The organism is Ralstonia sp. UBA689 (assembly GCF_002298975.1).
Lineage (GTDB): Bacteria > Pseudomonadota > Gammaproteobacteria > Burkholderiales > Burkholderiaceae > Ralstonia.
On record NZ_DBMV01000011.1, the window covers coordinates 67,660 to 90,636 of the forward strand.

The 22,977-nt window shown below is 64.4% G+C and carries 19 protein-coding genes; 5 read left to right on the forward strand and 14 right to left on the reverse strand.

All coding sequences use genetic code 11. From position 1 onward, the window contains the following. Nucleotides 1-32 precede the first annotated feature (32 nt). The 14 genes from B4F51_RS05925 to B4F51_RS05990 form a co-directional block, all read right to left on the reverse strand. Nucleotides 33-1,436: a sigma-54-dependent transcriptional regulator gene (locus B4F51_RS05925; protein WP_296224161.1), complete on the reverse strand. Its 1,404-nt coding sequence runs from the start codon at nucleotides 1,434-1,436 to the stop codon at nucleotides 33-35. A 15-nt stretch (nucleotides 1,437-1,451) separates the two neighbouring features. Continuing rightward, nucleotides 1,452-3,182 carry a TadG family pilus assembly protein gene (locus tag B4F51_RS05930; RefSeq protein WP_296224162.1) on the reverse strand — a complete coding sequence of 577 codons (1,731 nt, stop codon included), beginning with the start codon at nucleotides 3,180-3,182 and terminating at the stop codon, nucleotides 1,452-1,454. A gap of 23 nt (nucleotides 3,183-3,205) precedes the next feature. Beyond that, on the reverse strand, nucleotides 3,206-3,538 hold the full coding sequence (locus B4F51_RS05935; protein ID WP_296224163.1) for a DUF3613 domain-containing protein: 333 nt from the start codon (nucleotides 3,536-3,538) through the stop codon (nucleotides 3,206-3,208). After that, on the reverse strand, nucleotides 3,535-4,431 hold the full coding sequence (locus B4F51_RS05940; protein WP_349676275.1) for a hypothetical protein: 897 nt from the start codon (nucleotides 4,429-4,431) through the stop codon (nucleotides 3,535-3,537). The genes B4F51_RS05935 and B4F51_RS05940 overlap by 4 nt, the downstream gene beginning before the upstream one ends. 23 nt (nucleotides 4,432-4,454) lie before the next feature. Further along, entirely contained in the window at nucleotides 4,455-5,450 is a 996-nt protein-coding gene (locus tag B4F51_RS05945; RefSeq protein ID WP_296224165.1) for a type II secretion system F family protein, read from the reverse strand. A gap of 9 nt (nucleotides 5,451-5,459) precedes the next feature. Then, entirely contained in the window at nucleotides 5,460-6,386 is a 927-nt protein-coding gene (locus tag B4F51_RS05950; protein WP_296224166.1) for a type II secretion system F family protein, read from the reverse strand. Beyond that, nucleotides 6,379-7,755: a CpaF family protein gene (locus B4F51_RS05955; protein WP_296224167.1), complete on the reverse strand. Its 1,377-nt coding sequence runs from the start codon at nucleotides 7,753-7,755 to the stop codon at nucleotides 6,379-6,381. Before B4F51_RS05955 ends, B4F51_RS05950 begins: the two co-directional genes overlap by 8 nt. Then, complete coding sequence (locus B4F51_RS05960; protein WP_296224168.1) at nucleotides 7,752-9,074, reverse strand: AAA family ATPase; 1,323 nt, start codon at nucleotides 9,072-9,074, stop codon at nucleotides 7,752-7,754. The genes B4F51_RS05955 and B4F51_RS05960 overlap by 4 nt, the downstream gene beginning before the upstream one ends. A 17-nt stretch (nucleotides 9,075-9,091) precedes the next feature. After that, a complete protein-coding gene (locus B4F51_RS05965; RefSeq protein WP_296224169.1) occupies nucleotides 9,092-10,444 on the reverse strand; it encodes a type II and III secretion system protein family protein in 1,353 nt (450 codons plus the stop codon). Beyond that, on the reverse strand, nucleotides 10,437-11,369 hold the full coding sequence (cpaB, locus tag B4F51_RS05970; protein WP_296224170.1) for a Flp pilus assembly protein CpaB: 933 nt from the start codon (nucleotides 11,367-11,369) through the stop codon (nucleotides 10,437-10,439). The genes B4F51_RS05965 and cpaB overlap by 8 nt, the downstream gene beginning before the upstream one ends. Before the next feature lie 46 nt (nucleotides 11,370-11,415). Continuing rightward, a complete protein-coding gene (locus B4F51_RS05975; protein WP_296224171.1) occupies nucleotides 11,416-11,910 on the reverse strand; it encodes a TadE/TadG family type IV pilus assembly protein in 495 nt (164 codons plus the stop codon). Between the two features lie 70 nt (nucleotides 11,911-11,980). Next, nucleotides 11,981-12,445 (reverse strand): prepilin peptidase, encoded by a 465-nt coding sequence (locus B4F51_RS05980; protein ID WP_414706702.1) that lies wholly within the window; start codon nucleotides 12,443-12,445, stop codon nucleotides 11,981-11,983. 96 nt (nucleotides 12,446-12,541) lie between these two features. Further along, complete coding sequence (locus B4F51_RS05985) at nucleotides 12,542-12,718, reverse strand: Flp family type IVb pilin (protein WP_296224173.1); 177 nt, start codon at nucleotides 12,716-12,718, stop codon at nucleotides 12,542-12,544. A 572-nt stretch (nucleotides 12,719-13,290) separates the two neighbouring features. After that, a complete protein-coding gene (locus B4F51_RS05990; RefSeq protein WP_296224174.1) occupies nucleotides 13,291-14,475 on the reverse strand; it encodes a collagen-like triple helix repeat-containing protein in 1,185 nt (394 codons plus the stop codon). Nucleotides 14,476-14,965: 490 nt separating this feature from the next. Between B4F51_RS05990 and B4F51_RS05995 the strand changes: the two genes are divergently transcribed. The 5 genes from B4F51_RS05995 to B4F51_RS06015 all read left to right on the forward strand — a co-directional run bounded on the left by B4F51_RS05995 (nucleotide 14,966) and on the right by B4F51_RS06015 (nucleotide 22,924). After that, entirely contained in the window at nucleotides 14,966-16,498 is a 1,533-nt protein-coding gene (locus tag B4F51_RS05995; protein WP_296224175.1) for a collagen-like triple helix repeat-containing protein, read from the forward strand. A gap of 308 nt (nucleotides 16,499-16,806) precedes the next feature. Further along, entirely contained in the window at nucleotides 16,807-18,480 is a 1,674-nt protein-coding gene (locus B4F51_RS06000) for a ShlB/FhaC/HecB family hemolysin secretion/activation protein (protein ID WP_296224176.1), read from the forward strand. A gap of 126 nt (nucleotides 18,481-18,606) precedes the next feature. After that, a complete protein-coding gene (locus B4F51_RS06005; protein ID WP_296224177.1) occupies nucleotides 18,607-19,857 on the forward strand; it encodes a helix-turn-helix transcriptional regulator in 1,251 nt (416 codons plus the stop codon). Nucleotides 19,858-20,117: 260 nt separating this feature from the next. Continuing rightward, nucleotides 20,118-22,214, forward strand: a complete 2,097-nt coding sequence (locus B4F51_RS06010; RefSeq protein ID WP_296224178.1) for a putative bifunctional diguanylate cyclase/phosphodiesterase — start codon at nucleotides 20,118-20,120, stop codon at nucleotides 22,212-22,214. 401 nt (nucleotides 22,215-22,615) lie between these two features. Then, the gene (locus B4F51_RS06015) at nucleotides 22,616-22,924 is read left to right on the forward strand and encodes an H-NS histone family protein (RefSeq protein ID WP_296224179.1); all 309 of its coding nucleotides are present in this window, start codon (nucleotides 22,616-22,618) and stop codon (nucleotides 22,922-22,924) included. The last annotated feature ends 53 nt before the right edge of the window (nucleotides 22,925-22,977 follow it).

Genomic DNA, 22,977 nt, shown 5'->3' on the forward strand with positions numbered 1-22,977 from the left:
CACGCCGCCCGGCGGGAGGGTGTTGTTTGGTGTCACTCCAGCTCGCGCAACTCGGTTTCGCCGTCGGAGATCTGGTATTTGCGCATTTTTTCCCACAACACCTTGCGGCTGATCCCCAGCGTGGCGGCGGTGTCCTGGCGACGCCAGTTGTTGGCGTCCAGGGCGACGAGGATGCGGCGGCGCTCCTCGTCACTGCCGCTGCCGCGGTCGTGACTGCCGCCATTGCCTCCGTTACCGCCACTCGTCTCGCGATCAAACGCGTCGCGCTGCAAGCTGGCAAACAGGGGCAGGATGCGCGCCTCGTCCCAGCGGCCGAACTGGCGCAGGGTGATGCCGATGCGTTCGGCCAGGTTGCGCAGCTCGCGCACGTTGCCGGCAAAGTACGCCCGACCGACCGACGCGCGCACCCACTCGGGCACCGGCGGCATGCTCTCGTAGGTCTTGTCGCCCAGCAGGTGCCGCAGGAAAGACAGCAGCAACGCGACCTTGTCATCGGCGCCGCGCTGCTCCAGGCTGGGGATGCGTAGCTCGATCACCGCCAGGCGGAAATACAGGTCTGCCCGGAATGCAGCACGAGCGACCATCTCGCGCAGGTTCTTGTTGGTGGCGGCCACCAGGCGGAAGTCCAGCTTCACTGGCACGGTGGAGCCCAGCCGCGTGCATTCGCTGTCTTCGAGCACACGCAGCAGCTTCACCTGCTGATACAGCGGCAGGTCGCCCAGCTCGTCGAGGAAGAGCGTGCCGCCGTTGGCCTGCTCGAAGTAGCCGCGGTGCGCGTACATGGCCCCCGTGAAGGCGCCCTTGGCATGGCCAAAGAACTGCGATTCGAACAGCCCATCGGGAATGGCCCCGCAGTTGACCGCCACGAACGGCCCCTTGCCATACACGCTGTTCTTGTCGTGCAGCAGGCGCGCGATACGCTCCTTGCCTGCACCGGTTTCGCCGTAGAGCATGACATTGCTGTCGCAATCGGCGAAGGTGTCGACGTGGTCCAGAAGCGCCTGCATGGCCGGGGACGCGGCCACCAGGTCGCTCTGGCTTTGCCCCTGATCCTGCGCCGGCGTCATCGACGGCAACAACTTGGTGATCTGCGCGCGCAACTCGGCGGCGCCAAAGTCCGGCCCCAGTACATGCGTGTATTCGGGCGGGAAACGGGTTGGATCGTGCTGCGTATCACCCGCCACCCAGATCACCGGCATACCCTGCGCGGCCTGCCAGTCGAGCACGGTAAAGCCACCGCTCTCCACCACCGAGGCACTGATAATGGCCACGCTCGGCTTCAGACGCGGCTCGGTCGGCTGGAAGTCGATGCCGCCCGCGCGGATCACCTCTGCCCCGAACGGCGCCATAAATCGCGTGACACGGTCCGCGATGTCGTGGCGCCCTTCCCAGACAAATATTTCTAGCGTTTCATATGCCCAGCGATCGGTTTTCATGTCGTCGCTTCCATGTCAGAAGACCAACTCGACAGCGTCACAGTCGAGTGAGAGCAATTGCACATCGGCATAGCCCAGTTGGATGCCAAGCAGTTCGAGCACGGGCGTAAGGATCGCGTCCAGCAAGCCGCCGACAGTAATCAGGATCGGCGCCACCAGTGCCGCAACGACATCCCCAAGCGGCAGCCCAAGCAGCGTCAACTGCAGTTGGTTGAAGTTGGTGTTGAGGATTGAGCTGAAAAATCCCGGCGTGCCCGCTCGCGGTGGCGAGTGTCCACTGGTATCCGTTTGCGGATTCTGATTGATCTGGCTGGCTGCAATGGTCACGTCCGTCCAACCGGCACTGGGAGCCTGGGAAATGTTCGCCTTGATACTCACGGCGTCCAAACCGAGCAAACTCAAAAGAGGCGCGGGCGACTCACTGGAACAGTTAAAGGCGCTCTTCATTACGTCCGAATAGGCCTTTTGGGCAATGCACACAGAGGCCGGCTGCGGCTGCACGGAAATGGTCGCAGTCGAACTCGAGCGTGGCACTGCACAACTGGCACGCGTCGCATGAGCTTGTGCGCCCGCCACCGTCACCGCCACTGGCAGACTGACGCCCACCAGATATGGAACGCTCACGTTGACGTTCAACCCCAGCGCAACCTGCGCAGTGCGTGCCTGCGTGCGCCATTGCCCCGCATTGGGCCCCGAGAGGTACTTCCCTGGTGGCCCGATGGCAATGACTGGAGGTTCGATGATTTTGAGTGAAAGCCCCACCGTCCCCAAGCCAAGCAGGTTCAGATTCAACGCGTCGATCGCAACGGCGGACTTGCCATTGGCGATCTGCGCGGCCGTGGTCAAAAGGTTCAGCACGTTGAGCTGCGTATTGAGCGCGGCTTGCTCGTTGCCAACCAACGCCTGGAGTTCGAGCAGGCCCGGTGCACCCGGCCCGCCATCGCCGATATTGATCGGAATATTCAGATCGGAGCCGACAGACAAGGCATTGGACGCTCCGGGCGCGCCCCAATAGACTCCTGCCAGCGCACTCTGGTTTGCCACCGACAGCATGGCCGCATAGAGATCCCCAAGCCTGGGCGAGAGCGCCAGCAACTCCTGAATGGTGCCGACATTGAGTGCAATCATCAGATCGCCCAGACGAATGCTGGTCGTCGCCAGCCCCTGATACGACACCGCGCTCAAATTGAGATTGGTGTGCAGCAACGCGCCCAGTAGCTGGTTGAGCAGCCCGTTGTCCAGCGAGAGCAGCCCAGACCCAAGCGAAAACCCGACAATCGGCGTGTTCTTGGCGATCGCCGTTGCCGTCAGGGTGCGCGTACCGACGGAGAAGAAATACGGCACGTTCTGCTTGAGCGTGACCCGCGCAGCATTGGTATTGTCGTCAATGGCCGCTTGTGCGGTGAAGTACGTGGGCGCGGTGCCGGCACTGACATCCCACACGCCATACACCACATTGACGTTGCCTGAATCCAGTGTCAGCCCATTCTGCTGGACCGCAAGCTGCGCCGGGTTGGGCACGGCACTGGCCAAGTCCAACCGCTGCACCGCCGCCATGGCCGCCATATCCGCCGCGCGCTGCAGCGCGCGCTGCGAGAAGAAGAGATTACCGATGTCGACGCTCACCAGCACCGCCAGCCCGACCGTGGCGATAAAGATGGCCGTGAGAACGCTGACCGCCCCTCGTGCTGAACGATGGAGGTGGCGCGCACGTGCAGAGGTATTGGGCAGACGTGTCACAGGCATCAAAAGCGCATTAGAAGTAACGATCAGCGTGACGTGCCGGAAGGGCTTGCCGATGAGCTGCCACGTTGGCCCGTCATTCCCTGCGACAGCCCCGGCATTGGTCGGCTAAACGTGTCGAGATAGCGCTGGTAGGCCAGCGCGGCCTGCTCACCGCGTAACGGAACAGCCTCGCCTGCGTAGGTGCCGTCGCGCTGCGCAGCCAGCAATGCGCGCGTGGCGACGTTGACCTCGTTGGCGGCCTTGGGCGGTACCGGCGCCGGCGATTGCGGGCCGGAGCCGGAGAAGCCCTGCGCGGCCGCCGGGCCACTGCAGAGCAAAGCCATCGCGCAGGCGATCAACAGGGTTCGGCGTGTCATTGTGCGGCTCCCAAGGTGTCGAGCAGGCGGCCACGCTGCAACGCAAGCGGACCGAGAACGCTGCTATTGGTGTTCGAGTTGGACGTCGCCGGTGCTGCGGCTACTGCACGCGAGGCGCCAGATACCACCGGCACGGCCTGCCGCGCAAGACGGCGATCGCGCCAGGCGCTGCGCACGCGGTCGGCATCCTCGTCGATGGCCTTGCGCGCCGGAGCACCCAACTGGGCACGCGCCGCCATGGCGGCGGCATCTGCCTTGCGGTCATTGACGGTCAGCCAGATCGCCAGGTTGCCGGCAATCTTCGGGTTGCTTGCGTCCAGTTGCGCGGCCTGCATCAGCGGCACGCGCGCCTGCTCGACGTCGCCGGCGCGCATCAGGGCATAGCCGAAATCACTGGCGGTGGTGGCGTCGGTCGGATTGCCCTGGGCTGCCACCTGCAAGCGACGCGCAGCCTCTGCAAACTGACCCTGTCGCCCGGCCGTGATGCCCAGCCCCCGCCAGGCATTGGCGTTCTGCAACGCACCTTGCGTACCGCCGCCCGACGCCGATGTAGCGGCCACCACCGCGCGGTAGTCTGCCTCGGCGGCGGCCAATTGATCGGTCTCGCGCAGGGCATCGGCATGCAGCAGCAGCACGTCCGGCGAACGGCCGAAGCGCTGCTGATACGCATCGATGTGCGCCAGCGATGCGTAATACAGACCCTGCTCCTGCATGCGGCGAATCAGCGACAGATATGTGCCCGGGTTGGTGATCTCCGTCTTCTCCTCGCTCTGGCGCTGGCGGGCCATCTCGATATCGGCGTCCGCCCGGCGGCTCATGTCGGACGTCGCCATCGAGCCGCAGCCGGTCAGCAGCGCCGCCAGGGTCAGCATGCCGGCCGCGCCGGCGCGCATTAAGGGTTGAAACTTCGGCACGGTCAACGTCCTCCAGAAGTCGGGTGCAGTGCGCGCATCACGTTCATGAAGCCGGGCCCGGCCGTGATGATCAGCAAGGCCGGCAGCAGCGTCAGCACCATGACCATCGTCATCTTGACGGTCAGCTTGCCCACGCGCTCCTTCAAGCGTGCGCGGCGGTTTTCCTGCAGGCGCAGGGCGAATTGGCGCAAGGGCTCCTGCACCGCACCGCCAAACCGATCCACCTGCGTCAGCAGCGTGATCAGGCCTTTCAAGTCTTCGCTGTCGAACAACCTGCCGATGCGCAGCAGTGTCTGCTCGCGCGACCGGCCCGAAGCAAACTGCTGGTTGGCGCGACCGAATTCGCCGGCCAGCACCGGCAGCATGCTGTGGAATTCGTTGGCGATGACCTGCAGGCTCTGGTCGATCGACAGCCCAACGCCCTGCAGCAGCCGCAGCATGTCGACCATCACCGGCAGCTCGTCTTCCAGGCGCTGGCGTCGGCGTTCCTTGCGTCGGCCCAGCAGCCATTTGGGTGCCATGTAACCAAGCGCGAAGCCGATGAACCCATATAGCAGCACCCACTTGAAAGACGCTGCGTGCAGCGCGCCCGCCACAGCAAGCAGCAAAGGCAGCAGAATGCGCACGCCGCCAAACAGCGTGCGCGCGCGCTCGCCGTAGTAGCCGCACTCCTCCAGCAGCTTGCGGTCTTCGTCGGTCACGATGCGGTGGCCGAGCCCTGTGTCGATCCAGCGCTCGCCCACCTTGGCGATCTGCTGCTGAATATGCTGGGCCTCACGCAAGCCATACGGACGCGGTTTGCCCGCTGGCGCCACCGCCGAACTCGCCTGGCCGCCCGGCACCGCCTGCGCGCCGCCCGCCCGTACGTTTGAGAGGGCCGTATCGAGCTTGCGCACGCTGCGATGACGCATCAGCACTGCGCGCAGCGCAATACCGCCGAACACCAGCAGCCCCGCCATCGCGGCCGTCAAGCTAAGTGTGAGGAGCGTATCTTCCATCGCGCCCACCTAGATCGACTTTGCCAGTCTGGCCAGCATCAGCGTGCCAACCACTTCCAGCCCGAATGCCGCCATGATCAGCATCTTGCCGGACGGATCGCGCCACATCGACATCACGTAGGCAGGATTGAACATGATGATGATGCCGCCCACCACCACCGGCAGAAGGCCAAGGATCCACGCCGACATGCGCGTCTCGGCAGAGAGGGCCAGCAGCTCCTGCTGCGCCTGCTGGCGATCGCGCATGAAGGCGGCGGTGCGCTCCATGACGATGTCGGCACGGCCGCCGTAGCGCAGCGACAGCCGCAGCACGGACGACAGCAGGATCAATTCGTTGACGCGATACTGCTGCCCGACAGCCAGGACGGCGGCATCCAGATCCTTGCCTGCGCGCTGGAGCTGCACCGTAGTGGCAAGGCAGTTGCGCAGCGGCGGCTCGGTATTGGCGCTGGCGGCCTGGAAGGCGGCCGGTACGGCGCTGCCAATGGTCATTAGCCGCACCACGCCGTCAAGAAAGCCCGGCAACTGCTGCAACAGCCGCTCTTTCATACGGCGCGTGCGGTTCCAGAACAGGAAGGCGGCCAGCCCCACATACAGCAACACCACCGTGAGCGCGGATAGCAGGCTCGACACCGCCCAAGCGATCAGCGCGATTGCCACCGGCGGCGCGAGCAGCAGAACGTAAAAACGGCGGCTCGGCTCGATATCGGCACGGCGAAGCGCATCAAGCCAGATCCGGTTCAGGCTGTCCGGCACGCTGGCGGGCACAGCCTCGGCATTCGGTTGGTAGCGCGCTTGAATCTGTGCGGTCTGCGCGCGCACGAAGCTGCGCGAGGCCTCAAACTCGCGGCGGCGCAACGCCTGCGCCCACAGCATGATCGCCGCCCCAACCAGCAGCAGCGCCGCGCAGCCGAGCCAGAGCGCGCCGTCAGACATGGAAACGTCCCCCGCCGCCAAAACCACCGCCGAGGCCACCGCCCAATCCGCCCCCCAGGCCGCCACCATCCATCCCGTTGTTGCGCATGCGCGCCAGCTTGGGCGAATGCGGCTGCAAGCCGAGCGAGGTCCAGCGGTCCATCTCTTCGCCGTCCGGGCCGATATACGGCTCGTAGTGGTACAGCTCCTGCGTGGAAATGATGTTGTCGCCGAGCCCGGTGATCTCCGTGACCGACAGGATCCGTCGCTTGCCGTTGGACAACCGGCCGATCTGCACAATGAAGTCGATGGCATTGCTGATCTGCCGGCGCAGGCTCGCCTCGCTGCCCTGGAAGCCTGCAAAGCCTGCCAGCATCTCCAGCCGGTACAGGCACTCGCGCGGGCTGCTGGCGTGAATGGTGCCCATGGAACCGTCGTGGCCAGTGCTCATGGCCTGCAGCATTTCCAGCACCTCGCCGCCACGCACTTCACCCACGATGATGCGGTCGGGGCGCATGCGCAGACTGTTGCGAAGCAGCTCGCGGATGGTCACCGTGCCAGTGCCTTCGAAACCGCCCGGACGGCTTTCCAGCCGCACCACATGCGGGTGGTTGAGCGACAGCTCCGCGGTGTCCTCAATGGTGATGACACGCTCGGTGCTCGGGATGTGATACGCCAGCGCATTCAGCAGCGAAGTCTTGCCCGAGCTGGTACCGCCGCTGACCAGGATGTTGCAGCGAGCCTGCACCGCCGCGCGCAGCAACTCGCCAATCTCCTCGTTCATCGTGCCGAGTGACTGCAGGTCTTCGGGCTTGAGCGGATCCTTGCGGAACTTGCGGATCGACACCACAGGCCCTTCCAGCGCCAGCGGCGGGATGATGACGTTGATCCGACCGCCGTTGGGCAGGCGCGCATCAACCATTGGGTTCGACTCGTCCAGCCGACGGCCGATGGGCGCGAGGATGCGTCGCACGATGCGCAGCAGGTGGTTGTTGTCGGCAAAGCGCACCGGAATGCGCTCAAGCACCCCGTGGCGCGACACGTACACATCGAGGTGGCCATTGACGAGAATGTCTTCCACCGCAGGGTCGGCCAGCAGATCTTCGATCGGGCCGAAACCCGCCAACTCCTTGGTCAGCGCCTCGGCAATCTGCCGCACCTCCGTCTCGTTGACCGGGATGCGGCGCATGCGCGTGAAGCCTTCGACCTCCAGATCGACAAAGCGCTGGATGGCCGAGCGTGACCAGCGCCCGAACTCTGCGCCCAGCTCTTCGATGCGCGTAAGCAGATGCTCGTGCGCGGCTTCCTTGATGTCCTGGAAGGCCTGCGTAACGGCAAACGCGCCGTGGCCGGCATCCGCCTGGTTGGAGAACTCGATGGGTTGTGTCATGTCGCGTTCCGTTCGGTGGTGCCCAGATCCAGTTGTTCGCTCTGGTCTGCCGATTTACGTTTGAAGCGCCCGCCCAGCCGTGCGCGCGCACCTGCCATCCAGGCCGATACGCCAGTCCGACGCTCGATCTGCCCTGCGTAGCCGAACTGCTGCGCAATCTGGGCCAGCGCGCGGACGTACGGATCCGAGGGATGGGTCTCCGCCAGCATCGTGCCTTGATTGGACGCCACCACCAGCGCCTGCCGCCGGCTCGGCACGGTCATGACCGAGGCAATCTCCAGGCGCTCCGCAATCTGCGCGGCATCCAGCGACAAACGCGCATCGAACTTGGAGATGGCCAAGTGCAGGTGGTCGCTGTCGATCTCGCGCTTCTTCAACTCCTGCAAGAGTTCGGCGGCCGAGACGATGGCCCCCACGCTCTGTTCGGTCACCAGCATCACGTCGTCGGCGGCCTTGACCAACTGGGCGATGAAATCGAGGTTGTTGAAGCCGCCCAGGTCGACCACCTGCAAATCGAAGAATGTGCGCAGACGATTGAGCAGCCCGAGGGCTTCGGAAAACGAGATATCGCGCATCTCGGCCAGCGAGATCGGCAGCGGCAACACCGCCAGCCCGCTCGGATGGCGCGATAGCGCGGTCTGCACGAACACCTGATCGAAGCGGCGCAGGTTGCGCACGGCCTCCACGAAATGGAAGTTGGCCGGCACATTCAGGTAGAGCGCGCCGTCACGCAGCGGCTGGCCGAGATCGAGCAGCATGACGTCGCTGGCGGAGGTGCGCCGTACCAGCGTGGCCAGATTGGCGGCCAGCGTGGTCGCGCCCACGCCAGGGCGCGCGCCGAGGATGGCCAGCACGCGGCCCCGGCGCGTCGGCTCGGTCGAGGCACGCTCGGCCAGCAGCCGCCGCACCGCGCGCACCGCCTCGGCCGGCGCGCCGTCAGTGTCGATGAAATCCTTCACGCCCGCGCGCAACGCGGCCAACATCGCCCGGCCATCGGCCGCCGAACCCACCGCGACCAGCGGCAGGCCAGGAAACAACCGCGTGAGCTGCGCCACCAGTTGCGTCGCCTCGCCGATCGCGTCCCTGCCCTCGCCCAGCTTCTGGTCGTGGCCCAGCGCATCGACCGGCACCGGCGATGAAGCAAAGCGCACGAACACCAACTCGGGGTTCACCGCGCCAATCTGCTCCAGAAAGGCATCTTGCCCGCCGGTCTCGGCCACCAGGACGCCCAGCTCGCGGATGGCACCGGCCAGCCAGCGATGCACGCTGCCCGACTGCGCATCAGCGTGTCCGCCGCCGTGCAGGAGAAAGTAGTCCATGCCCGTCCCTGCCTGCGTCAGCGTGAGAAGCCGGGCATGGCCGGATCAGCCACCCCAAGCACGAACGGCTGCCAGACGGGCTGCCCGGCCTTGTCCCGGTCCTGCCCCGGCAGCATCGGCTCAATAGGCGCATTGCGTGCCATCGGCCGTACCAGGTGCGGCGTGACGATGATGACCAGCTCGCGCTCTTCCCGGTTGAAGTTAAGACGCTTGAAGAACGCCCCAATGATTGGCAAATCGCCCAGGATCGGTACCTTGTCCACATTCGACAGCGTGGTGTGATTGACCAGCCCACCGATGACGAAGCTCTCGCCGTCGCCCAGTTCGACAGTGGTATCTGCGCGGCGCGTGACGATCGCCGGCACGGTTGCACCATTGAGTGTGACGCCGCGGCTGAAATCGAGGTCGCTCGCTTCAGGCGCGACTTTCAGGGCGATACGGTTGTCCGACAAGACGGTCGGCGACACGGTCAGTCCGATGCCGAACGGTTTGTATTCGATGGTGGTGGTGCCCAGCCCCTGCGGCACTGGAATCGGGATCTCGCCGCCAGCAAGAAAATTGGCGCTCTGGCCCGACAACGCTACCAGGCTGGGTTCGGCTAGCACGCGCGCCATGCCATTCGACTCGATCAGGCTGAGGTCCGCGGTGATGCCCCTGCTGAGCGACCCAAACAAGAGGTTGAACGCCGAGCTGATCGGCTGAGTTGCTTGGGTAGTCAGCCCCCCTGACGAGTCGAACGATGCCTGCGTCAACGATGACGGCGTGAACGACCCGAAAGAAAACCCGCCTCTTTTGCGCGTAAACGAAAAGCCCGCTTCCTTAAGCACCGTCTTGCTGAATTCCACCACGCGCACATCCACCTGCACTGTGCCCGACGTGGGAAGCGTGGTGTTGTCGATCATGTTGCCACCCTTGGGTGGCTCCCCACCGCCCGCGGCTGCGGCCGCTTTGCGGGCCCGTGCCAGGGTATAGACATCCTTGGCCTGCCCCGTCAGCACCGCGGTATTGCCTTGCACCGAGAGGTCCGGGCCTCCCGGCGAGCGCGCCTCGGCATCGACCTGCACGTTGTAAGTGATGGCCGTGCCGCCTTGCGTCCATACCATGATGCTGGCCGCGCCCGGCTTCTTGGCGACAAGCAGCAGGCTAGTGGAGGTACCGCGCCCCTTGAGCAGCAGCGCGTCGGCCACCTCGGGGTTGCCGATGGCAATGCGCTCAAGCGGTTTGCCAAGGCGGATCTCACGTTGGCTGCCCGCCAGCAAGTGCAGTGTCTGCCCAGCCGCGACGCTTTCGGCATGCGCTGACGACACCAGCGCCACACAACCCAACGCCAGCGCCCCTACCCAACCGCGAACCACGGCGGCTTCAGTCATGTTGTTCCTCACGTTTTCCTGCCCGGATGATCTCGACCCCGCCGCTTCCGCCAGCGGCGCGAACGACGCTACGCGAACTCGCACCGGCAATCGGCAACGGCGGCATGACGACCGACCGGCGCGCTTCGCCCGGCACGCCCGTCAAGCTCGCGAGCGACACGCCTGCCTGCGCTGCGTCAAGCGGGTTGCGACTGGCCAGGGCCAGCAGCCGCGCATCCTGGGGCCGTACGGTCGGTTCGGCCTCGTCCGTCGGGTTGCGCAGCGCCAGCAGCAAGCGGCCGGATTGATGCGCCATCGCCAGTTGGCTGACGGACTCCACCGGCACAGCCAGCACCGCCGTCCTCGCCTGATCGACCTTGCGTGCGGCGGCATTCGCCTCCGGCTGCTTCTGCGATGCCTCGTTCACCGCCAATGCACCAAACGCCAGCACCCGCAGATGCGGCAGAAGCAAGCGCGCCTGACTGCCGCCGACTTCCTGGCTGTCCTTGCGCAGCACGAGAAACACATCGACGTAATCTCCCGGCATCACGCGGTTGCCCACACCAATCACCTCATCGACGTTGATGGCCACCGCGCGCTGCCCCGGTTCCACCTGCAGCGCCAGCCCCGACGCGAGCTGCGCGCCGATAAGCGGAACGCCCACACCGATCGGCGTAATGGGTTCGCGTCCTACGACCTTGCTCACATCGGAAAACGCGTCGGCTGGGTTGATCGGCAGGGGCTCGATGCCAACCTGATCTGCGGTGATGGGCTTGCCGGCTTCCAAGGGCTTGACGGTGACCACCACCGGATACAACGTCTTACCGTTCTGCTGCACGGTCACCGGTGCAGGTGGGCGATGCGCGCTCTTCCATGCCACTGCGCCCAAGATGGCGGCGAGCAACAACAGCACGGCAGCGAAGATCTGGAGATGTTTGCTGGTCATCTGGGCAGCGTCTTGGGGAGGTCGATGGAAACGTGCAACTTGGGCATTACGATCCGGCAACCAACTGCACAACCGCCGAGCCCGTCAGCGTGCTCGGCACCGGCAACAATGGAATCGCGGGCAGCATCGGGTTGTTGCCCGAAGTGAGCGGCAGGGTCAGCACCACGCTCAGGCACTGCATGCCGTTCTGGTTCTGGCAATTGACCAGCGGCGTGCTGTTCTGGTTGGTCTGGACTTGGTTACTGAGAAAGGCCGGCAGCACCGAAGACACGGCGGTATAGGCCGCCGCCACGCGCTGCGAATTGGTGGGCTGATAGCGCAGCGCGGCGCGCGCGCCCTCTTCAGCCGCGAGGGTGAGCACCTGCTGCATGGCAAAGATGACGCCGTAGTAAACAACGCCTAGCATCAGCACCAGCAGCACTGGTACCACCATCGCAAACTCAATAGAGGTTGCGCCACGGCTTGCTTGACGCCGTGTGATGATTTCGCGCACGCCCACATTCCAGCGCGCGCTTTCCCGCTCCCTGTGCAATGTCGGCATGGCCGACTCCTTTTTTTGTGCGCAGGCCGCTTGGCGGCTCTTATTCAACTCTTCAACTGTTCTGGCCTGGCTACATGCCTGGCAACCACGGCATACGCATCGAGGTGGGTACCCAAGGCAAGCTCAGCAGGCCGATTGCCATATAGGCAGCGTAGGGAATGCCGCGTTGACCAGCCTGCGTGGCATTCCAGCGCACGAGCGCCGGGCACATCCGCATCAACATCCAGCCAGATGACCCAGCAGCGTCAAGCCGGCGCAGCAACAGAATCGCCAGTGCATGCAGCCCTGAAAGCAGGCTGGCGACCAGCCAGACCGCAATCAGCCCATGCCAGCCGGCCAGCATGCCTGCTGCCGTAAAGAACTTGACGTCCCCCGCACCCATCCACCCAAGCGCATAGAGCGGCAGAAAACTGACAAATGCGATTGCCGCTCCCAGCCACACGTCTTGCCAGTCATAGGCGAGCGCCATCACTCCTCCGGACTTGACGAGTCCGATGGCCAACATCACGCCCACGACGACGAGCCAGTTCGGCACGCGTCGGGAGCGGATGTCAAAACCGATGGTAAGAACCGCGAGTACCGCTACGCCTGTCCAAGCTGCAATATCAACGTTGCTGTACAAGGCTGTTGCCTAGCATGTGCCCGCTTTGATCGAGTTGCAGATGGTCACGAAGGTAGTTTCGAGCAAACCACCAAGCTTGCCGACGGTGACTGCGATCACTGCTGCGATCAACCCGGCAAGCAGGCCATACTCGATGGCCGTGGCACCTTGTTCGTCGCGAAGGAATTTCAGAATGACGTCTTTCATGCTATCTCTCCTGTTTGCACTCGCCCGCGGATGTTGTTGATCTCGACCAGCCTGCGGCGCTTCAACCGTGGCCAGTTCATATACCGAATAACGGATAAAGCACCTGAAGATTTACAGCGATGATGCAAGCGGAAGAAGATTCCGCCACCCACTCTCGCTTCACCAATGAAACGAAAGAGAAATGTCATCAGACGATTTTGGTCCCGCAAAAACGTCTAATGACCACCACACGCCCACCCCTTCCGGCATCATCTTGTTCGGCGTGTCACGTATGTCACGTAACATTCCGTAACGCTGTTATAAGCGTGCGGCCCATCACCTGGAATAACTCAATCTAGGTACTTGTGTTAAATTAGAGTAAACAATCTAATTAATTTTATTAAACACGCGCCAACCCACTGAAATCTAATGGAAATCCCTTAATGGGCGTCAGATTAGGCTCATCATACGGGCGGGTTATCCATTCATTCGCTGGTCGGTTCAAACGCTCCCCATCTCTGTCCAGGCAAAAAAAGGATGCGCGAGCGACGGGAACACGCCCGCGCACCTTCAAGAGCACAGACAGGTACTGCTCAGTGCGCCAGGCTGCCTACGCCGCCCAGCAAGTTCGTAACAGGGGCCAACGGGTTGCCGCCCGAAGTCCCGCCAGCGGCACTAGTGGCGCCGCTCAGCAGATTGGTGACAGGCGCCAGTGGGTTGCTGCCGCCGGCTGCGCCGCCCAACAGGCCCGTGACGGGCGCCAACGGATTGGAACCACCTGTCGCGCCGCCCAGCAGGCCAGTCACAGGAGCCAGCGGGTTGGAGCCGCCCGTCGCACCGCCCAGACCACCCAGCAAGCCGGTGATAGGAGCCAGCGGATTACCGCCGCCAGTGCCACCGACGCCGCCAAGCAAGCCGCCCAGCGGGTTGCTGCCACCGCTCGAACCACCTGCGGTGCCAACGCCACCCAGCGCCGCCACCGTCGTGCCAACCGAGGTCACCACCGGGCCCAGGCTCGACACCACCGGCAGGCCTGTCCCAGTGATGGTGTTGCCGGCGCCAGCCACGCCGCCGCCGACCGTGCCCGTCAACGAACTGAACGGGCCGCCCAGGCCGGTCATATCGCCGCCCGATTGGGTGGCGTTGGTCAGTTGGCTCGTGACCGGCACGATGGCCGAGCTGAGTTGCTGCGTGACCTGCTGGACCGCTCCCGAACCCAGTGCGCTGCCCAGCAGCGTGCCGCCGCCGATCAATGCCTGGCCGACCTGCTGCACGCCGCCACCCACCGGCTGGGTGATCGGCGCTAGCGGTGCGCCCGCGCCCTGGCCCAGGCCCTGCACGAGCGACCCCGCGCTCACCGCGGCCTGACCGACGTCGGTCACGACGCTGCCCGTGCTGGCCACGGTCGTACCGATCGGGTTCGGGTTTTGCCCCATCTTGCCCAGACCGGTTTGTACGCCCAGGCCGAGGTCGCTGACGGCCTTGCCGACGTTGCCAACCGTACCGCCCAGCCCAGCCTTGGCCTGGTCGGAGAGACCCGGAAGATTTGCGTTCTGCAGCGTGGTGCCCAGGCTGCTGACGGCCTGGCCCGTCGCGACAACGACGTTGCCGGTGCCATTGGCCACCTTGCCGACAGGCGTCACGCCCGTCAGATCGCTCGGATTGGCCGTGGGCGAGCTGCCCGACCCCGAACCTCCCGAAGAACAAGCCGCCAACATGAGTGCGGCAACGGCGCACGCCAACGGCGCGACGCGAATGGAGTGTCGAATCTGAATCATGGTCGGTCCTCTTCTTTGAATGTTGTATTACCTGATGTCTGAGCTCGGTACTGCGGACTGCGGGCCAGATACTGCAATTGGCGTGCCAGCCTCACTCGAATAGAAGCTCCGGTTGTGAAGAACAGCGCCCCGACAAGGTTTACAGGCGACGTATCCGGCAAAACCCGAATCTGTCAGATGGGCGTTACGACCAGAAAACCGGTGTTCCCGACGTTACGTTGTAACGTGACACGGAACATATTCGTGTCCGACATAACCAAAAAAGAAAACGTTTGCGCCATACTTTGGGGGCATGTAAATCCCGTGTTCCGGTTAGTTTTCACGATTCCACTGTATTTCAGGGGTGAAACTCGTTTATTTCACATAACGAATTACGCATCGATAAATAACGCTGACATGGCACGCCGTTTGCAGAGTCCGCCCACCCAAATCGACATTGGGATCATTTCTAGCTGTCAAAAGCGGACTTTTTAAAAACGGGAGAACGAACATGAACAAGAACATCAAGTGCCTGGCGGCCACCATGGCGAGCCTGCTGGTCCTGGGCGGTTGCGCGAGCTCGGGCTCGGGCGATATGGGCGGTTCGCTGGGCGGCACGAGCGGAACCGGCGGGTCGAACAACAACACTGGCGGCTCAACGCAGACACCATCCCCCGCACCGTCGCCGTCGCCCTCGCCTTCTCCGTCGCCGTCCCCCTCGCCTTCTCCGACACCTGCGCCAGCCCCCCTGACGCCGGCTGGCGCCGTGCTCAACAACACCGGCAAGATCGTCTCGGCTGCGGGGTCAACTGTCAGCGGCATCGGCTCGACGATTCAGAATGCGCCGCTGCCCTCGCAACTGAGCGGCGTGCAGAGCGGCTTGGGCGGTGTGGTGGACAACCTCGGAACGACGGTCTCCGCGCTCGGCACCGGCGTACAAAACGGGCTGGGCAGCATTGGCGCCAATCCCAACCCGGTCGGCACAACGGTATCGAGCCTGGGTAACGTCGTGACTGGCGCAGGCAACACCGTCACGAGCGCCGGCACGCTGGTCAACAACCTCGGCACCGGCCCGCTGGCGCCGCTGGCTCCGGTCACGACGCCGCTGGCCGGTGTGGTCACACAGATCGGCCAGGCCGTAGCCAACGGCGGCAGCACGCTGGGCACGGCCCTGTCGACCGGCCCGGTGGAACAACTCACGCAGCAACTGAGCACGGCCATCGTGCCGCTCACCTCGCAACTCACTAGCGCCACGCAGACCGCGGGGGCCACTACCGGCCTGGGCTCGCCGGTCTATACGCTGCTGGGTACAGTGGGTGGTGCCATCGCCAATGGCGGCAACGCGATCACGGCCACCCACGCACCGGTCGTCAGCGGCCTGGGTGGTGTGGTGACGGCAGTCGGCAATACCGTCGGCGCACTGGGCGGGGTGACGTACTCATCCACGTCGTCGCCAAGCAACCCGCTCGCACCGATCACCGGTCTGCTGGGTGGTCTTGGCGGTGCGACGGGTGGCTCCAACCCGCTTGCGCCGATCACGGGCGCGCTGGGCGGTCTGGGTGGCAGCGGCGGAAGCAACCCGCTGGCTCCCGTCACAGGCGTCTTGGGCGGCTTGACAGGCGGCGCGGGCGGCAATCCGCTGGGCGCGGTCACGGGCGCGCTTGGCAGCCTGGGCGGCGCAACGGGCGGTAGCAATCCGCTCGCACCGATCACCAGCGCCCTGGGCGGCCTGACGGGCGGCGCGGGCGGTAACCCGCTGGGCGCGGTCACGGGCGCGCTCGGCGGCCTGGGCGGCGCAACGGGCGGTAGCAATCCGCTCGCACCGGTGACCAGCGCCCTGGGCGGTCTGACAGGTGGCGCAACCGGCGGCAGCAACCCGCTGGGCCCGGTGAGCGCGATCACGGCGCCGGTCGGTACCGTCGTCGGCACGGTGGGCAGCAGCCTCACCTCGACCGGCGCGGCAACGCCGCTGGCCCCGGTGACGGGTGCGGTGGGTGGCCTGCTGGGCACGATTGGCGGCGCGCTGGGCGGCACGCATCACTGATCGATTTGCAGCGGACCCGCCATCTCGGCGGTCCGCTGCCGTCGCGTTTAAAACGCAGCAGTGCTACGTCAAGTGGTATCGCTGCAAGGCAAACCGGCAAGGCCGCATGCGCCATCGGTATCAACCATGGCCGTTGCGTCGGTTGAACGCTGCCTCAATGTGTTTTGTTGTAAAGCACCATGTCTCGCGGTTATCGTTCCATGCAGCGTGCGGCTTTGCTCGGCGTAGACCGTCCTCGGACCGGTCTGCCCACAGCTCGCACAACAGCATCGCTTCACAGCAAAACGAACACCACGGAGGAGACAGGCGTGCGGACCACCACCCTGCGGTTGGCCCTGGCCACAGGCGTTGCATTGACCCACCCGGCACTGAGCTGGGCACAAAGCAGCCCCACCCAAGGCAACCCGATCGACACGCTGCCCAAGGTCGACACATCCCGCCCGCCCGAGCAGAAGATCCAGGTGCAGGTCCAACGGCCGAATCCGGCCCTGGAGAACCTGCTTGCCTCGCATCTCACGCCAACCAAGTTCCAGATCGAAGGCGTCAAGACGCTGCCGTTTCCCGAGATCGCCGCGCATTTCGCGCCGATGGCCGGGCACGACGTCACCGTCGCGCAACTGCTGCAGGCCGCGAACGAGGTCACCAAGGTGTATGCCGATCGCGGCTATCCGCTGTCGTTCGCCTTCGTACCGGCACAGACCTTCGAAGGCGGCGTGGTGCGTATCACGGTGGTGGAAGGCTACGTGGCACGCATGCGTATCGAGGGCACGCCGGGGCCGCTGGAGAAGCGCCTGCGCGAGATCTCGCAGCGCCTGATGGATGAGCGCCCGCTGCGCAAAGAGACGTTCGAGCGTGTGACCGGCGTGCTGGCGCTGCAGCCCGGTGTGCAGATCACCGCGACCGTGCAGCCGCCCACCACGACCGATGGCGCGAGTGACCTTGTGCTCAACGTCAAGCGTCAGCCGTACACCATCGGCACGGGCATCGCATACCGCTCGCCCGGCGTGCGTGCGGTCGTCACGGGCACGCTCAACAGCGTGACGCCGCTGGGCGAGCAGATCACCGTCTCCACGCTGCAGCCGCGCGGGCCCGATCACGAAACGTTCTACTCCGCCACCTGGGCGCAGCCGATCGGCACCGATGGGCTGCTGGCCAAGCTCACGTGGTCGCACTATCGCGGCATGCCCGAGAACCTGCCGCTCGAGCAGTTCGGTTACCAATCGCGCTACCTGACCGACACGCAGCGGCTGGGCCTGTCGTTGAGCTACCCGGTGCTCTTGTCGAACACGCGCAGCCTGACGGTGACCGGCACGTTCTACGGCAACGACGACAAGCAACGTTATACGCCGCAAGACGCCGCCCTCCCGCAAGCCGAGCTGGACGCCAAGGTACGCGTGGTCGGCGCAGAAGCGCTGTATACAGAAGTGAAACCCGGCGAGACGCGCCGCGCCTCCTTCGGGCTGTATCAGGGCCTCAACAGCCTCGGGGCTGGTAAATCGCTCAACAACAATGTCGACCTGAGCTTCCTGCGCACGCGCATCACCGCCAGCGAGGCACACGACCTGCCGCTGGGTTTCGGCATCGTGGTCTCGGGCGCAGCGCAGTACAGCGGCGCGGTGCTGCCGTCGTCGGAGCAGATCAGTTTTGGCGGGCGCTTCTTCGGCTTGGCCTATCCGGCTGGTGAAGTGGCGGGCGACCGCGGCTGGGGCGCATCGATCGAGCTCAACCGGGTCTTCCCCGTGTCGATGGAGTATCTGAAAACCGTGCAGCCCTATGTGCTGTACGACACGGCCAAGGTGTATTCCAACGCAACCACGCTGGTGCATGATCAACTCGGCTCGATTGCGCTGGGCGTGCGATTCTCTGATCGGAAGTACTACACGCTGGACCTGGCCATCGCGCGCCCCGTGGGCGACAAGCCGATCAACACGAACTCACGCAGCCTGCGGTTCAACGCGGCTTACACCTACCAGTTCAACTAGGGCTCAGGCCGTGAACATGCTTACTAAAGTTTCATATTTTTTAATTTTCAGCGCTGAAAGTCACCCGCACCCCCCTCCTAAGGGGGGGATACAGCACCGCCGGAATTTGGGAGCATCAAAAGCGCAATGTTAAGTTTTTCCAGAGAATTGCCGATTAGTAACGAAGTCGCGCAGAACAACAATAATCAACACAGCGACAGCGGCATCACGCCGCAACACGCCGATGGCGAGGGGCCGCGCCCCCAGCCGTCGCAATACGCACCGGGGGCCACCATGCTGCAACGTCTATCGGATGACGCAGAGTTCCATCGACTCGTCGATACCATCTACGAGGCGGTACTCGACCCCGCGCAGATGCCGATCGCCCTGGCCTTGCTCTCCGTCTATGCCGGAGTAGAAAGCGCACATTACTTTGTCTGGGACAAGCACACCGATATGCCGCGCCAAGGCGTATCGTCGGGCTGGTGCCCGCACTGCCCGCAGCCCGGCCACTGCGATGCCTTCTGCCAGGACCCTCAGGTGGCCCAGGCCCCGCAGGCCGAAGACACGCCAACAGCCGGCGTGACCCTGATGGATACGCCCGACCTGCGCGTCACCATGCGCCTGCACACGCGCGATGGCGCCTCGGAAGTCGACGCCGCCGAACGCGAGGAGCGCCTGCAACGCGTGCTGCCCCATCTGCAGCGTGCCGCGCGCATGCAGCAGCGCAATCAGGAACTGAACGAACTCGCCGCGCTCGGCATGGCCGGGCTCGATACGCTCGATTTTGGCGTGATGGTCATCGAGCGCAGCATGCGCGTGAAGTACGCCAACGCGTGGGCACGCACGATGGCGGCGGAAGACGACCGCTTGTCGCTCGATGGCGGCATGCTGCACTCCGCCGACCATGCGCACGAAGCGGCGCTGTGCAATCTCATCGAGCACGCAGCGGGCTCGCTGGGTGTCCAGGGCGCAGCAGGCTCGTGGATGTACCTCGCGTGCGACGGACGCCCCGTCCCCTTTATCGCGACGCCGCTGGCGCCCTCCGACGCCATGCGCTCGGCCTGGGCGTCGCCGCTGGCCTTGGTGCTGGTGGGCAACTCCGAGGCACGCTCGGTCATGGACGCAGGCGTGCTCGCTTCGCTCTTCGGGCTGACCAACAAGGAATGCGTCGTTGCCGCCCGCCTGGCTGCCGGCGAAACGCTGCAGGAGATCGCCGATCGCGAATTCCTGTCGTTGCATACCGTGCGGGTGCATATCCGCGACATTCTGCGCAAGACCGGTACGCACCGACAGTCCGAACTCGTGCGTCTGCTGCACCTGCTGCCCAGCGTCGACCTGGAGCGCGCGGGGGCAGCCACGCCCACCTCGCGCAAGCGCGGTCGCCTGAACGCATAGCCTCCCAGGCGCAATCGCGTCCGGCCAGCCATTCGCGTATACCCGGGTCGTCTTCCCTGGTTTTCCGCCGATATATCAGGACAGGCGTGGCGCCGTCATGCTCGCTTGAGGCAATGCAATAACGACGGAGAATCCGAGCGCATTCTGTGAATAGCGCGCAACAGGCGCGCTTTTTCACGGCCTGAAACATGAGGCTTTTGCGCTATCCTCGCCGCAAAACACAGACAGGTGCGGATCGGGGCCGCGCCGAAAGCGCTCGCATGCATAACGATTTCCATATTGCGCTGCTGCTGTTTGCGTGGATCAGCACTGGGTTGACCACGTTTGCCGCACTGGACGCTGCGACACGCCTGCCGGGGGGCTCGACGGTCGCAAAACGCCGCAACTGGCGCATCGCCAGCGCCGCCATTCTCGGGATCGGGTTGTGGTCGGGGCTCTGGCTTGCCCAGATCGGATTGCACCGGCACGTCAGCGCACCGCTGGCCGCGCCGATGCTCGCCACGCTCGTGACGGCGCTCGCGGCTTCGCTCGCTGCATTCTCGATGGCGCTGCCCGACACACCGCCCACCAGCGCAAGCACTGCTCAGCCGCTGCATCAACGCGGCATTGCCTTGGGCGCGGTGGCGCTCGGCATCGGGCTGATGGCGGTGGAGCTTTATCTGGCACGCCCCTGGATTCATGACAATGCGCTGTCGCTGCGGCGCACTGTGCTCGGCTGGGGGGGCGGTACGCTCATCCTCGGCGCAGGCGCTTGTCTGGCGATCTGCATGGCCTTCCATCTGCCGCAGACGCAGCGCCGCGTCGCAGTGGGGTTGCGCGCACGCGCGGCCGCTGTCCTAGCGACGTCCGCCATGCTCTCGCTGGTGGCATGGCCATCGGTTGTTGCCTCGCCCGCCGACGACGTGACCATGCTGCATGTGGTGCCTGTCATCATGCTGAGCGCCGGTGGTGTGCTGCTCGCACTGGGGCTGCATGCGGTGCTGATCGTGCTGGAAACGCGGGTCGACTCGACGCAAGCCCATCTGGCTGCATCGCTGGCGCGCGTGACAAGCCAGACGCCGATGCCCCAGCATCACGATGCCCTCACGGGCTTGCCCAACCGTCCCCAACTGCGCCAGGCGCTGGACAGTGCGATCCTCTCGTCGACACGGCGCGGACGCCCTTTCGCCCTCTTCTATCTGGACCTCGACAACTTCGGGCACATCAACGAGCAACATGGCCGCGCCATCGGAGACCGCGTGCTGCAGATCATTGCGGAACGCCTGCGCCAGACCGTGCGTGGTGAAGACGTCGTCGCGCGCGTGGGCGGCGATGAATTCGGCATTTTGGTCGAAGGCCTTGCCTTGCCGGAAGCCGCCGCCACCATCGGCGACAAGCTGCTGTTCCGGCTGCGCGAATCAGTGGAAGTAGACGGCCGCCGCCTGCGCGCGACAGCCAGCATCGGCGTGGCGGTCCACCCGCACAATGGCGCAACCGTCGATGCGCTCATGGAGCACGCCGATGCCGCCATGTTCGACTGCAAGCAATCCACCGGCAACGCCTACCGCTTCTTCGAGCCGCGCCTGAACACCACTGCACACCGCGTGCTGCAGCTTCAGCGTGCGCTTGCGCACGCGGCGCTCAACGGTCAGTTGTCGGTGCACTACCAACCCAAGTTCGATGCCCGCACGCAGGCGATGGCGGGTGCCGAGGCACTGCTGCGCTGGAACCATCCCGAACTCGGGCCCATATCGCCCGCCGAGTTCATCCCGCTGGCGGAGCGGACCGGCGCCATCGTCGAGCTGGGCGACTGGGTGGTCGAAGAGGTCTGCCGCCAGATCATGCACTGGGATGCCGCTGGCATGCCTATGCAGCGGATCGCGGTCAACCTCTCACCGCGCCAGTTCCAGCAGCCGGATCTCGTGCAGCGCCTGTCGCAAATCCTGCACCGCTACCAGGTCGCCGCGCACCGGCTGATGTTCGAGATCACCGAGACCGCGGCCATGCGCGACGCTGGCCAGAGCATTGCCACGATCCGCCAGATTCAGTCGCTCGGCTTCGAGGTCGCCATCGACGACTTCGGCACCGGCTACTCCAGCCTCAGTTATCTGCAGCGCTTCCGCGCCCAGCAGATCAAGATCGACCGGGCATTTGTCTCGTCGCTCGACGATAACCTGCCCGAGGCGGCCGCCATCATTCGCGCCATTTGCGCGATGGCGCACTCACTGGATATGACGGTCGTGGCCGAAGGGGTGGAAACAGCCGCGCAAATGCAGGCGCTGGTGAATCTGCAATGCGATCAGGTGCAGGGCTATCACCTGGCGCGTCCGCTGCCGGCCAAGGATTTTCAAGCCTTGATGGAGATGCAATACGCCTGAGCCAGGGCAGCAAATGCGCCATTTTGATGCATTTGTGTTTTCCTTTCGTCCACCTTTCAAGTCGACTTCCTAAATACATTAGGAACAAAGGCCTCCCACGCGGGATTGCCGGCGCAATGAAGTATTCACATAAAAGTGTGTGCCCGGCGCAAACAACGCACCGCATCCGTATTGCCCCCGCCAAGTGTTGCAGCGCTGCGGTGTTTCATATGTTCACAATTTCCGTTATCGGCCACAAATAGCGGCGCCGCGCCGATTTGCACCAAGCAGAGTGCCGCAAAAAATCCACGCCGTTGACATGAGGTCTTAACGGAATTCATTTCACTCGGGCAAAGTCGTTATAATGCCGTGGGCTACGGGGAGCGTGCCCATGTTTCAATGACAAAGTTGAGGAATCCATAATGTCGACTTACAAGGAAATCGTTCAGAAGATCTCTGAACTGCAGCGCCAGGCCGATGAACTCCGAGCCAGCGAACAAGCGTCGGTGATTGCCGAAATCAAGCAGAAGATCGTGGAATATGGCCTGACCGCCGACGACCTCGGTTTTGGCGCCAAGGGTGGCGTGCCCTCGAAGAAGGCCGGCCGTAAAGTTCCGGTGCGTTATCGCGACAACAACGGCAATACCTGGACGGGCCGCGGCAAGCGCCCGGGCTGGCTGGTCAAGGAATTGTCGGCGGGCCGGAAGATGGAGGATTTTCTGGTCGCCTGACCTACGCTGACGCTGCATCTCCGCGCATCACATCCGAGACCGCACTCAGAGGC